Origin of the sequence: Paraburkholderia agricolaris (assembly GCF_009455635.1) — a bacterium.
GTDB classification, from domain to species: Bacteria; Pseudomonadota; Gammaproteobacteria; order Burkholderiales; family Burkholderiaceae; genus Paraburkholderia; species Paraburkholderia agricolaris.
Genome location: NZ_QPER01000002.1, coordinates 2,173,533 through 2,186,309, shown reverse-complemented (window position 1 = coordinate 2,186,309; position 12,777 = coordinate 2,173,533). Strand labels below are relative to the sequence as shown.

The 12,777-nt window shown below is 62.9% G+C and carries 12 protein-coding genes and 1 pseudogene; 6 read left to right on the top strand and 7 right to left on the bottom strand.

From position 1 onward, the window contains the following. Positions 1–23 precede the first annotated feature (23 nt). The 3 genes from GH665_RS31095 to GH665_RS31085 all read right to left on the bottom strand — a co-directional run bounded on the left by GH665_RS31095 (position 24) and on the right by GH665_RS31085 (position 1,989). Positions 24–602, bottom strand: coding sequence for a Fur family transcriptional regulator (locus GH665_RS31095; protein ID WP_153140990.1), 579 nt, complete (start codon positions 600–602; stop codon positions 24–26). Positions 603–711: 109 nt separating this feature from the next. Next, complete coding sequence (locus GH665_RS31090) at positions 712–1,338, bottom strand: glutathione S-transferase family protein (protein WP_153140989.1); 627 nt, start codon at positions 1,336–1,338, stop codon at positions 712–714. Positions 1,339–1,362: 24 nt separating this feature from the next. Beyond that, on the bottom strand, positions 1,363–1,989 hold the full coding sequence (locus GH665_RS31085) for a glutathione S-transferase family protein (RefSeq protein ID WP_153140988.1): 627 nt from the start codon (positions 1,987–1,989) through the stop codon (positions 1,363–1,365). A 151-nt stretch (positions 1,990–2,140) separates the two neighbouring features. Between GH665_RS31085 and GH665_RS31080 the strand changes: the two genes are divergently transcribed. Next, on the top strand, positions 2,141–3,826 hold the full coding sequence (locus GH665_RS31080) for an ATP-binding domain-containing protein (RefSeq protein WP_153140987.1): 1,686 nt from the start codon (positions 2,141–2,143) through the stop codon (positions 3,824–3,826). An 18-nt stretch (positions 3,827–3,844) separates the two neighbouring features. Here GH665_RS31080 and GH665_RS31075 read toward each other — a convergent pair whose 3' ends face one another. Further along, a complete protein-coding gene (locus tag GH665_RS31075; RefSeq protein WP_153140986.1) occupies positions 3,845–4,792 on the bottom strand; it encodes a phosphoribosyltransferase in 948 nt (315 codons plus the stop codon). A gap of 198 nt (positions 4,793–4,990) precedes the next feature. Here GH665_RS31075 and GH665_RS31070 point away from each other — a divergent pair, with 198 nt between their 5' ends. Both GH665_RS31070 and GH665_RS31065 read left to right on the top strand, forming a co-directional pair. Beyond that, positions 4,991–5,527: a putative pterin-binding protein gene (locus tag GH665_RS31070; protein WP_153140985.1), complete on the top strand. Its 537-nt coding sequence runs from the start codon at positions 4,991–4,993 to the stop codon at positions 5,525–5,527. Continuing rightward, the gene (locus GH665_RS31065; RefSeq protein ID WP_153140984.1) at positions 5,497–7,383 is read left to right on the top strand and encodes an ATP-binding response regulator; all 1,887 of its coding nucleotides are present in this window, start codon (positions 5,497–5,499) and stop codon (positions 7,381–7,383) included. The genes GH665_RS31070 and GH665_RS31065 overlap by 31 nt, the downstream gene beginning before the upstream one ends. 94 nt (positions 7,384–7,477) lie before the next feature. Here the strand turns inward: GH665_RS31065 and GH665_RS31060 are convergent, their stop codons facing one another. The 3 genes from GH665_RS31060 to GH665_RS31050 form a co-directional block, all read right to left on the bottom strand. Next, entirely contained in the window at positions 7,478–8,332 is an 855-nt protein-coding gene (locus GH665_RS31060) for a helix-turn-helix domain-containing protein (protein WP_153140983.1), read from the bottom strand. A gap of 326 nt (positions 8,333–8,658) precedes the next feature. Further along, positions 8,659–9,999: a type II toxin-antitoxin system HipA family toxin gene (locus tag GH665_RS31055; protein WP_153140982.1), complete on the bottom strand. Its 1,341-nt coding sequence runs from the start codon at positions 9,997–9,999 to the stop codon at positions 8,659–8,661. 2 nt (positions 10,000–10,001) lie between these two features. After that, entirely contained in the window at positions 10,002–10,256 is a 255-nt protein-coding gene (locus GH665_RS31050) for a helix-turn-helix transcriptional regulator (RefSeq protein WP_028197309.1), read from the bottom strand. Between the two features lie 206 nt (positions 10,257–10,462). Here GH665_RS31050 and GH665_RS31045 point away from each other — a divergent pair. The 3 genes and pseudogenes from GH665_RS31045 to GH665_RS31035 form a co-directional block, all read left to right on the top strand. Next, a pseudogene (locus GH665_RS31045) lies at positions 10,463–11,083 on the top strand (C39 family peptidase); the annotation flags it as partial. A gap of 205 nt (positions 11,084–11,288) precedes the next feature. Further along, a complete protein-coding gene (locus tag GH665_RS31040; protein ID WP_153140981.1) occupies positions 11,289–11,546 on the top strand; it encodes a hypothetical protein in 258 nt (85 codons plus the stop codon). A 134-nt stretch (positions 11,547–11,680) separates the two neighbouring features. Then, entirely contained in the window at positions 11,681–12,775 is a 1,095-nt protein-coding gene (locus GH665_RS31035; RefSeq protein WP_153140980.1) for a potassium channel family protein, read from the top strand. Positions 12,776–12,777 lie beyond the last annotated feature (2 nt).

The window sequence follows — 12,777 nt, the reverse complement described above, 5'->3', positions numbered from 1 at the left end:
AAACCTGCTTGCAGCGACTGCTGCTATTTGGCGGCAACGACCGGTGCTGCGGCGTTGGCACTGGCAGCCTCCGCGGCCTGACAGGCGGAACACAATCCCTTCAATTCGATCTCGTCGCTGGCAAGGCGGTAGCCCGCGTCTTCGATTTGCGCGACGAGCGCCTGGCGCAGTTTGGGCTGATGCAGTTCGGTGACGTTGCCGCATTGCTGGCAGACCACCAGAATGCCGTGCTGGCATTGCGTGAGGTCGTGGCAAACGGTGAACGCATTGATCGATTCGATGCGGTGGACGAGTCCGGCCGAGAGCAGAAAATCGAGCGCCCGGTAAACCGTAGGCGGCGCCGAACCGGGATGGATCTGGCGCATGTCGTCGAGCAACGAATACGCCTTGGTGGCGCGCCCGGAATTTAGCAGCAATTCGAGCACTTTGCGGCGGATTGGCGTGAGTTTCTCGCCGCGTTCGCGGCAATATTCTTCTGCGAGGGTCAGGGCGGCTTCCTGCGATGCACCGTGGCCACCGTGTACGTGCCCCGGCTCATGATGATGAGCGGAGGTGGCAAGGGTGGCTTTTTCAGCAGTCGCGGCGGGCTTGGCGGTCTTCATGTGTCGATTATAAAGGCCATCGTGCTTTGCTGTGCCCGGTGCCGTGCCGGTGTGCGGTGCGCTTGCCGGTCGAGGCAACGCGCCGCCACCACGCATGAGGCCGCCGGACTCAATCGAGCTTCACGGCGAAGCCGCGCTGCACGCCGGGCCGTGCGAACAGTGTCTCGTACCAGCGTTGCACATTCGGATAGGTGGCGAGGTCGACTTTGTGTCGTTCGTGACGCCACGCCCAGCCGAGAATCGCGAAATCCGCCACCGACAATTCTCCCGCCACGAACTCCGTTTGTGCGAGGCGCCGGTCGAGCACGCCGTATAAACGGTTGGTTTCGTCCAGATAGCGCTTGAGACCATAGGCGCGCTCGGTGACAGACTCGAGGGCGGCGAAGTGGTGCACCTGACCCGGTATTGGCCCGAAACCGCCCATTTGCCACATCAGCCATTCAAGCACCGGGACACGTTCGCGCAGCGTCTTCGGCAGGAATTTACCGGTTTTTTCGGCGAGATACAGCAGCACCGCACCTGATTCGAACACACTGATCGGCTGGCCGTCCGGCCCGTCCGTGTCGACGATTGCAGGGATCTTGTTGTTTGGGCTGATCTGCAGAAAGTCAGGCTGGAACTGCTCGCCACGGCCAATGTTGACCGGTTGCACCGTGTACGGCAGTTCCATTTCTTCGAGCGCGACGCTGACCTTGCGGCCATTCGGCGTGCCCCATGCGTAGAGCTTGATCGTCATGTTTTCGGGTGGTAGCCGGATGGGTCAGGTCAGCGCGAAATCGACGTATTTCTTGAAACCCGCGCGCGTCGCAATTCGCGAATACCAGCGTTCCAGATTCGGCAGCGGCGGCCGTTCGATGCCTTCCAGTCCGAACCAGCGTTTCGCGTATGCGCCGATCACGATATCGGCGAGTGTGAACTTCTCCCCTTCAAGGAAGAACCGGCCTTGCAGATGGTTATCCAGCAAGCGCCACAGCAACGTGACCGCCGCAAGGTCGGTGACGAGCTTGCCCGCATTGCGCTCGGCGGCGGGCGTACGCACGAGAGCCCAGAACACCGGTTTTTCCGTGGGTTGCAGCGTGGTGAGCGACCAGTCGAGCCAGCGGTCGATACTTGAGCGCAGTTTCGGCTCGGACGGATAGAGGAGGCTCGATTCCCCGTATTGCAGCACCAGATAGCGCAGGATCGAGTTCGATTCCCACAGCACGAAGTCGTCGTCGACCAGCGTCGGAATCTTGCCGGTCGGGTTCATGGCCAGATAGTCGGGCTCATTATTGCGGCCGAATTGCAACCCTGCGTCGATGCGTTCGTACGGCAGCACCAGTTCGTCGCAACACCACAAGACTTTCTGCACGTTGACCGAGTTGGCGCGTCCCCAGATTGTAATCATCCGGTAAATCCTTTTTAACATTGACAGGTGGCAAGCCGCGCGCGGCGCGCGGCGTTCAGCCAGTAACGATACACGATGCGAGTGGGTTTGAGCGCCGGCAACGCGTGGCCGTTGCGTACAATGGGCGCACCCGAATACGACGAGGCACCGCATGGCCCGCATTGTCCCCGACGACTGGAAGAGCCTCGCCGCCACCGGCGCGGCGGCCCGCGAACGCGAAACCCTCGCATTACTGGAAGAAGCGCTGCCTGACGGCTACACCGTCTATCACGGCGTGCACTGGACCCGCCTGAACCAGAATTTTTCGGTGTTCGGCGAGGCCGATTTTGTGATCGTCAGCCCGGCCGGACGCGTGATGATCGTCGAACAGAAAACCGGTTTCCTGCGCGAAACACCGAAGGGTCTCGTCAAGGTCTATCTTCAAACGGAGCGCAACGTGGCGATCGCGCTCGCGCATACCGTCGAAACGCTGCACCGGCGCTTTACCGCAGCGTTCGGCGCGGGCACTTATTTCATCGAAGAACTGCTGTATTGCCCGGACCACATCGTCAAGGACACGGCCATTGCTGGCGTCAATCCCGCGCGGATCGTCGACGCAACGCGTAAAGACCGGCTGGCCGCGATCATTCGCGAAGCCTTGCCGGCCGACGAACCGCGTCTTGCCTGCGCACCGAAGATCCACCACTTTTTCGCCGACGAACTCGCGCTCGCACCCGACGCCAGCGCGCTGGTCGGCCAGGCCGGCACGCTCGTGACGCGGCTGGCGGGCGGCCTCGCTACCTGGGCGCGGCGGCTCGAGTTTTCGCCGTTCCGGCTGCGCGTGATCGGCACGGCCGGCTCCGGTAAAACGCAACTCGCGGTGCAGGTGATGAAAGACGCGGTGGCGCGCGGGCAGCGGCCTTTGTACGTGTGTTTCAACCGGCCGCTCGCGGATCACATCGCGCGGGTCGCGCCGTCCGAGGCGAAGGTGGCGAACTATCACCAGCTATGCGACTGGGTCGCGCGCGACGCGGGCCGCGAGCCGGATTTTCAGTCCGGCGACGTGTTCAACCAGCTTGAAACGATTTTTGCCGAAACGCCGATCGACGCGCGCTGGCAATTCGACGTGCTGATCGTCGACGAAGGGCAGGATTTCCAGCAGCCCTGGGTGGCTGCCCTCGAGCGGCTGTTGCGGCCGGGCGCCGCGTGGTGGTGGCTCGAAGATCCGCTGCAGAATCTCTATATGCGTGAGCCGGTTGAACTGCCCGGCTGGACCACGTTGAAGGAAACCACCAACTACCGCAGTCCGCGTGACATTCTCGACTACGTGCGCGACGTGGTCGGCACGTCGGTACCGGTCGCGGCGGGACTGGCGTCGGGCAGTCCGTTCGACGGCTCCGATATTTCGCTTTCCGTCTACGACGAAGCGAATGCTACCGAAAGCAGCATCGATGCGACCAAGCGGGCGATTACGCAGGCGTTGTCGCTCGGCTTTCGCAAACAGGACATTGCGGTGCTGTCGTTTCGCGGCCGCGAAGGCTCGGCGATGACCGGGCAGGACCATCTCGGTCCACATCGGCTGCGCAGTTTCACGGGTAAATACGATCTGTTCGGCAACCCGGCCTACCGCGAAGGGGACGTGCTGTTCGAGTCGATCTATCGCTTCAAGGGGCAGGCGGCGCCGTGCGTGATTCTCACCGAAGTCGATTTCGAATCATTCGACGAGCGTATTGCACGCAAGCTGTTCGTCGGCGCCACGCGTGCGACCATGAAGCTGATTATCGTCGCGTCGCAGCGGGCGGCGCGGCATCTGCATCTGCGGGAAGGAAAGGAAATCAGAGAAGCAAAAGAAGTGTGAACGAAGCCCGGCGCGCCATCAGGTCCACGCACGCGCCCCGACCAGCATTCCCGTTTGCGTGAGCGCGTTCCACCAGATCACGCGCAGCAGCGGCGCCTGCTGCGCGATCAGCAGTGCCTGCACCGGGTCGCTTTCGACAAAATGCGTGACGCCGCCGCGCAATGCCGCCGCGGCCTTGTGAGCGGCCGCGCCGGCGGTGCTTTCATCGTGCGTGCCGGGCGTGCGCATCACCAGTTGCATATGACCGAAGTCGTGCCGCGCGAGCCACGCTTCGGTGCGCGCGCGATCCGCTTCCGGCCGGCCGGTGATGATCGTACGCACGCGTTGCAGATCGATGCCCGGCAGCACCTCGAACGGCAGCAGCGCGTCGCGTTCGGCGAGCGCGGCGGCCAGATCCTCGTCGTAGCGCGCGAGCGGCACGTCGGGCAGCAGAATGCCGTCGAGGTCGATTGCGTAGGTGGCGTATTCGTGATCGTTCGCCATGGCGGGCGCGGCGCCCGCTTCAACGCGCTCCCAGTCCGCGCGATAACGCTCGGTGTAGGCCTGGCGCTCCCATGGAAACAGCGCGAAGTAGCCGCGCGCGTCGATTGCATAATCGGGCTGTGTACGGCTCAAATCGTCGACCGCGGCGGTCAGTGTCCGGACCTCGAGTCCCTGTTGCTGAAGGAAGGCGATGCAATCGGTCAGCGTAAAGCCGCGCCCCGCGATGTCTTCGCACAGCAGCACTTTCGAACCCGCGGGCGGGATCGGCAGCGTCGAATCCCAGGCGGCCGTGCGCGACTGACGGTCGTAGCGCAGAAAGGCAACCGGCGTGCCGACCGCATGCGAAACCATCAGCGCAAGCGGCGCGCCGCCGCGCAGAATGCCGATCGCCAGCGTGAACCGCTCCGCCAGCAAGGCGGGTTGCAGCGACTCGATCCAGTGATCGAGTTGTTCGTACGTCAGGGGCAAAACCGGCTTGTTCATGACTCTCAGGGCGCTGCATTGCGCGCGTAGGGCAGATGTCCTGTAGACGGAGAACGGCGCGCGGTGCAGCGCGGCGGCAGATATCCGTTTTTGAGACAAAGAATTTTGGCGATATTATGCATGCGGATCAAAGATCGCGCGTCGGGGTGACACGCGTCGCCGTCCGAAAAAATAACAAACGATGGAATAACCAGGCAGATGACCAAGCTGAGCGGCAGCAAAGGCGGGAACTGGAGTGCATGGTGGGGGCTGGGTCTGCTCCTCGCATGCGTTGCGTGGAGCATGCAGGCACAGGCGCAGGCGGAGCTGTTGCCGTTATCGCTCGACGTGACGGGCAAGATCAGCAAGACCAACGATGCCGCGCACAAGTCGTATCACTTCACCGAGGCGCAACTGCTGGCGCTGCCGGCCCATTCGATTACGACCGCCACCACCTGGACGCCGCGCTCCACCTTCACAGGACCGCTGCTGGCGGATATCCTGAAGATAGTCGGCGCATCCGGCAGCGCGGTCGAGATCCATACGCTCGACGACTATACGTACACCATTCCGGTGTCGGACTGCGCTCGCTACGGCGTGGTCGTTGCGTACAGCATGAACGGCCAGCGCCTGAAGATCAGCGACTTCGGGCCGCTGTTTCTTATCTATCCGCGCGACGCATTCCCCGATGAACTCATGGGCGCGGCGGGCGACTCGAAATTCGTATGGCAGATCAAGGCACTCATCGTCAAATAACACGCCGCCCCTGGCGTCGTGTCCTCTATGTGCTGATCTGGCTGACCGCGCTTGCGGCGCCGGCCGGCGCAATCGGCTATCTGTTGTACGCGAACCTGCTCAATCCGCGCGTGACCGAGCCGCTGACCGGTCAGTACGACGGTTTCTATTGGGACGCCGCGCAACTGCAGATCGCCTACGCCCGTTTCGAGAACCAGTTGCTGCTGTATCAATCGGGCGTCGACGACGACTATCCGCGGCTCATGCTGCGCTATCAATTGCTGCAATCAAAGCTGCATGTGATGGCCGGTTCGACACGCAGGCTGACCACGCAGCTCGCGCTGCTGCAACGGCAAATGGACGAGATCCACTCGATCGATCATTTGCTGGACGGAATCCAGCCTGAAGTCGACGCTTTGCCGAAGGACCGCAGCCGCGCCAGTCAGATCGTCGAGGAGCTGCGCCAGCATTGGAATGAGGTCAACGATCTTGCGTTGAGCCGCCGTTTCGCCGACGTGGCCGACCGTGAGGCGATGAACCGCGATTTCATCGACAAGCGCCGCATGCTGTTTGCGGGCGGCCTGTTGCTGCTGCTGCTCTCGGCAGCCGCGACCACGCTGCTGGTGCTCAACGGCCGGCGCCGTACGCGTCTGATGCGTCAGCAGCATGCCGCACTCGAAGCGGAGCACCAGGCGAGCCGCGCGGCGCGCGAGGCGAGTCTCGCGAAGGACGCGTTTCTCGGCATGATCAGCCACGAACTGCGCACGCCCTTGCACGCGATCGTGTCGTCGATCGAGTTACTCGGTTTCAACTATCACTCCGAGGCCGATCGCAAGGTGATCCAGCGGCTCGAAACCGCGGCGCGGCATCTGGAAGCCCAGATGAAAGACCTGACTGACTATGCGCGCCTTGGCGCCGGCAAGCTCGAGCTGCGTCACGAGCATTTCGAGCCGCGTGAGCTGCTGGCCTCGATCGTCGACGAACACGCGATGTCGGCCGCCGCGCGCGGCCTCAAGCTGGAAAGCGAGGCGAGCGGCATGAGCGGCCTCGTCGATTCCGATCCGCACCGCATTCGCCAGATCGTCAACAACCTGGTCACCAACGCGATCCGTTACACCGAAACCGGCACGGTGCGCGTGCAGTTGAGGCAGCGGCCGGCACTGCTGATCTTTGTTGTCAGCGATACGGGACCGGGCGTGCCGCATGCGCAGATTCCGCTGATCTTCCAGGAGTTCACGCAGTTGGACGCGTCGCGTACGCGCCGCTTCGAGGGCGCGGGGATGGGACTCACGATCGTGCAGGGGCTCGTCAGGCTGTTCGGCGGTACCGTCGAGGTGGCGAGCACCGTGGGCAAGGGCACCACCTTTACGGTGACGATTCCGGTCTCGTCCGTCGCGGCCACCGCGCCGTCCGGCGTGGCGGCGCATGCCGAACCGGTCGGCGCGCGCCCGTGCGTGCTGATCGTCGACGACAACCGGCTGATTCGCGAGTCGCTCAGCGAAATGATCGCGCACATGGATTTCGACGCGCACGCGGTCTCCAGTGCCAATGACGCGCTCGCGTGGCTCGACGCGCATCGCTGCGACGTGGTGCTGCTCGATCTGCATATGCCGGATCGCGACGGCTATACGTTTCTTGCGGATTTCGCGGCGCGTGGCGGGCCTTCGTCGGGTGTGCCGGTGATCGTGGTGAGCGCCTATGCGCCGGAGGCAACGGGTGCGGCTAGTTCAGCCAATGCGGGGAGTGCAGGCAGTGTGGCAGGAGAAGCGGGAGAAGCCGGTACGCAGCCGTTTTTCGACGCGTTATTAAAGCCGGTACATTACGAGGAACTGCGCAACGCGTTGCAGCGTGCTTTGGTTTCCCGGCATACGGTGTGACGCAATATCCAGGAAGAACCCAGGAAGAACTCTGGAAGAAGCAGATGGAGGAGGGCTCAACCTGAGCACACACCTTCAGCCGCTTGCCGGCAAGTCAGGGCCGGTTGAGACGTTTGGACAGATCGGCGACCAGGATCGCCATACGCGCGGGTTTTTCATAACACGCGACATCGTAATTGCGGATGACCTGGCTGATCTCCGATTCGCTGGCCTTGCCGGTCAGTAATTCGCCGGTCAGCACGAAAATCGGCGCATCCGGATTTTCCGACGCCCGCACCGCGCGAATCGCCTCGGCCGAGGTCTGCGAGCCGAATAACCAGTCGATCACAACGCCGTCGAAAACCTGCGTTTGCAGTTGCTCGGCAAATGCCGCAAGGCCGTATATCGCAACCGCTGCGAAACCGCTGCGTTCGAGATAGTCGCGCAGGTTGTCGGCGGAAGCCTGGTCGTCGTCGACCACCGCGATGGTCGGCTTGTCGGTTTCGACGCGGCGCGGATAAATCTCGATCTTGTGGACTTCGTAGGCGCTTTGGTAAAGCGTGCCGTCGTGGCGTGCCACGCGCCATTGGCCGAGCTTCGGGTATGCCACGAATTCAGGGCGGCTGCCCGGTTCGAGCGCGGCGCCGACCCATGCGGTGCAGGCCAGCTCGATCGCGCCGATGCTGAACACCGCTTCCTGGGCGATAGCGCCGACCATGCCCGGATCGAGCGACTGTGCACCGAATAGCTGGGCCGCAGGTTCGCCGAACACCTCGGCGACCTTCTTGATCTGCGAGAGGGTCCATGGGCTGTTGCCACGCAGCTTGCGGTGCCCCTGCGAAAAACTCAGATCGAGGATGCGGCATAGCTCAGTGGTTTGCTGGCGTTTGCCGATCCCATGCCGGCTCATCAACTCGCGCACGCGCTCGGCAACCGCGATGGCGTCAGGTGAGTGTGTTTCGTTGGTCATGCTGCGTGAGAATCTGCCTTATTGAAAGGTGGCTGTAGGGCGTGCGATACGACTTGCGTAGCGCGGCCATGCACGTTGGATGCACTTGACGCGGCGGCGCAGGGGACAGCAAATGTACCGTAAAAAGTATCGCGGCCTGTTTTGTATGACCGTTGCCGAGTGTGTCAGTGCGAGTGCGAACGGAAAAAATCGGCAATCTGTTTTATGCTTTTAGCATTAAGTCAGTCTATTTTACCGATGAAACCGCACGGTATCTGTAAAGAAATATCACCAGGCGGGGTATCCAGTGTATTTCCGGAGGATTCTGATGGATCCTTGATGTGAGCCTAGGCTGACGGCATGGCGTCGAGCCTGGCCGCCGAGCTTTTCAGGCCTTTGAAAATCCGCTCGGCGACCTTGCCCGGAAACCGCTCGGGTAACCCGGCCGAGACCCGCGCGATAACCTCAGGTGTCTGTTCGATCAGCCGCTGGATCAACGGTTCGGCGTTCGCGCCGTACGAGCACCGCAGCGCCATGGCGTTGAAATGGCGCCGCTGTACATCGCGGAAAGCGTCGTGTTTGCTGCGCGACCACATTGCCATGGCGAGTTTGGCCTTGAACCACGACCATTGATTCGGGCCGTTGCCTTCCACCGGCCAGATCGACATCACGTCGTAAAGCGGCGTCAGACGATACTGACCGCCCGCCAGCAGGCGAATGCTGAAGTTCTTCGCGTGGCCGTCAGGCGCCGCCAGCATCCAGAACAGAATCTGGCTTGCCAGCAGCGTTTCGATGTCCTGCTGCGCCGACACCGACTGCTGAAGAATCCGCGCGAGATCGAGCACGCCCGGACCGCCTTCGTTTTCGTACTTGCGATGCGAGGGCACGCCGTACACCTGGCAGAAGTCCTCCTGCGGCAGGCGCAGCAGCCATTGCCCGCCCGAATGCAATTGCCGGTCGAAGCGCTCGACGCTCAGTACCCGCTGCTTGCCGAAGGTCATGATCTCGGTGTTGGCCACCGGCAGGCCGTACGCGCGCAAAATTTGCAGACACAGCCATTCGTTTTCAACCGAGGTGCTGAGGTCGGCGAGCTTGTTGCCGACCAGTCCGAGCGGCAGCTTGAAGATATGTGTGGTGGGCGTGGCGCCATGCGGACGTTGCCACTTGCCGTCGTGCCATAGCAGCGCGGTTTTCTCCTGCGCGCCGGCGAGCGAGATGCGGAAATCGTCCGCTTCGTCGCGCGTGCCGAGCGTGGGGTTGCTGACGGCGCGCGCCAGCATGGCCTCGATCTCGCTGTCAGAGAGCGGCGTGCCTTCAATGCGTTCGACGCCGGCCGGTGCGTCGTCTTCGGCCAGCAACTGGACCGCGCCCACGCAATCGCGGCCGATGGCTTGCAGCAGGTCGAACGCGTCGAGCGTATCGGTCTGGTAGCGTTGGGCGATGCGCTTTCTGATTGCCTCGCTGTCGGGCAGTAGATTGTCGAAATAGTTGAGCACCCGTGGCCCTTTGTTCGCCGCGTTGTTCGGCGCGAACGGCAGCGAGAGCGAAAGCGGCCGGCCCGCGGGCGAGGCGATCCATGCCGGGTCGTAAGCGAATTCCATAGGGCCGCGGGTGGGCAGGCGCCAGACGCCGACGCGCTCGCCGTTGGCCCACACCGAAAGCGCCCGTGAATGCGTTTGCCGGCCCATGCTTACCACTCGACCAGAGGCGCCGGTTCAGGCACCGGCTGGTTCTTGTCGCGCACTTGCAATTGCAGGCCGTAGGCGCCGCACAGCGCCAGCAATTGTGCGAGAGTGAGGGCGCTGGCATCGGTTTCGAGCGCCGAGATGCGGCTTTGGCTGATGCCGATGCGCGCGGCGGCTTCGGCCTGGGTAAAGCCGGCCTGGCGCCGCCCGGCGCTCAGCAGTTGGGCCATCTGGTCCGGCGTGGCGACGAGGTGGATCATGGTGAATTATCCGCAAGACGAATAAATGCACTTTATGCGTCACACAGATATTTGTCAAATATTCGTGTGACGCATATTCGGTAAATATCTGTCTGGCGAATAAATGACAAATATTTGTGCCGCGAATAAATTTCCTCTGCCTGTCTCTCTCACGGATGGCCGTGTAGCATGCGGTCAAAACATCTTCTACCGACCGCGCGAGATTCATGAACTCACCGACGCTACGCCACACCGACGTGCCGTACTACACGCAATGGGGCAGCCCCGACTGGGTGGGCCACATCGTCGAACATCAGGCGGACCCGTGCGACGACCCACACTGGCAGCGCAGCGGTTTCGCCGACCCGGAGCGTTACCGTTTCTGGGCCAAACGCCTGTGCGGTCTGACCTGCCTCGAATCCGCGCTCGATTACTGGGGCATCGAACACGCCCCGCGCGCCGCACTGCTCGATGAAGCATTGCGTCACGGCGTGTACCGGCTGCGCGATGACGGCGGCGTCGACGGCCTGATCTACCGGCCGTTCGCCGATTGGGTCGGCGAGGCATTCGGCATTCAGGTCGAGGTGCTGCCGCAGGCGCCGCTCGAAGAGATCGCCGTGCGCATCGACGGCGACACGTTGGCGATTGCTTCCGTGAGCCCCGAAATCCGCTATCCGGAGCGGCCGAATCAGCACCAGGGCGGCCATCTGATCCTGCTGCACGGACGCGATCGCGATGGCGTATGGTTTCATAACCCGTCGGGCATAGCGCCTCACCAGGCGGATGTGTACCTGCCGTTCGCAACGATGGCGCGTTTCTACGCAGGGCGTGGCATGACGCTCACTCGAGTCGTGCGCAAGGCAGGGCAGCAGGCAAGCGATACGCCCGATATGCCCGATACGCCCGATATGCCCGATATGCCCGATATGCCCGATATGCCCGATATGCCCGATATGCCCGATATGCCCGATATGCCCGATATGCCGGCGAACTGATCGGGCCCGTTTTCTGCTGCGGGACTTGACACCGACCTTAGCGATACTGGAACGAGTCATGAACCGAACCTTCGCCTTGCTCGCCGCGAGCCTTGCCGTGTTCAGCGCTGTCAACGCGGCGAGTGCCGCCACCGAGGACGATCAGGCCAAAGCCTGTCGCGGCGACGCGATGCATTTTTGCGCCGCTGATATTCCGAACAAGGAAAAAATCACCGCCTGCATGAAGCAGCACGTCGACGAACTCAGCCCCGCGTGCCGGGCGATGTTCAAGGGCGGCAAGAAAGACGGCGCCAAGGCTAACGCCGCCTCGCAGTGAACCCGGCGGCGGCGCGCTGCCGCTTGCCGATGAATCACCGCTAACCTCTGCGTTGCGGCCGCGATCCCGCGATCCGGCCCCACGGCGCGCCGGGCGTCGTAGAATCGCTTGTTCCCGATTCCCGGAGTAGCCGCGTGTCTGATCAGCCACACCCGCAGCCACGCCCACCGCGCTTTCGTCTGCCGCGCCGTGCCCGCACCCCCTGGCAGCCGCCGCGCGCCCGCACGCTGTTCACGCGTCCCGCAGCGTCGCCGCAACGCGTGCTGCTGCAGCGTATCTACCTCGTGCTTGGCCTGTGCGTGCTGGCCTTTGCCGTGCTTTATCTCGATCGCGACGGCCTGCGCGATGCCAATCGCAAGGTGCTCGGCATCGTCGACCTGATGTACTTCACGATGGTCACCGTTGCCACCGTCGGCTATGGCGATATCGTGCCGGTCACTGCCCGCGCGCGGCTCATCGATGCCTTCTTCATCGTGCCGATCCGTATCGTTATCTGGTTCGTGTTTCTGGGCACCGCTTATCAGTTCGTCATTCAACGCGTCATCGAGGAATTCCGCATGAAACGCCTGCAAAAACAACTGCGCGATCACGTCGTGGTGTGCGGCTACGGATTGAGCGGTTCGGTCGCGGTGCGCGAGTTGCTGGAAAGCGGCTTTGCGGCGGACGCGATCGTCGTCATCGATTCCCAGCAGGACGCGCTCGAAGCGGCCACCGCGCTGGGCGTGGCGGGCCTGCTCGGCGATCCGTCGCGCGAAGATCTGTTGCAGCAGGCGCAGGTGCGCATCGCCAAGGCGGTGATCATCGCGGTCAGCGACGACGCCATCGCGATCCTGCTCACGCTGACTGTGCGCAGCGTTGCGCCGGATACGAAGATCGTCGTGCGGATTCAGGAGCAAACCTACCAGCGCCAGTTGCGCCAGGCCGGCGCCGACGTGATCGTGTCGTCGACCAAGATCGGCGGCCTGTTGCTCGCCGACGCGGTGGACAGCAACTACATCGTGCCGTTCATCAACGATCTGCTGTCGGCTCGCGGCCGGGTTAATCTGGTGGAACGTCCGGCCACCGCGCTGGAAGTCGGCCGCTGGAGCAATGCGCTGCCGGGCGCGGTGGTGGTCGGGCTGATCCGGGCGGGGCGCATGCTGTCGTTCTATGAAGACGAACCGTGTCCGATCGAACCGGGCGATCTGCTGATGGTGATCCAGTCGGCGCGCCATGTGGACGAAACGTGAAC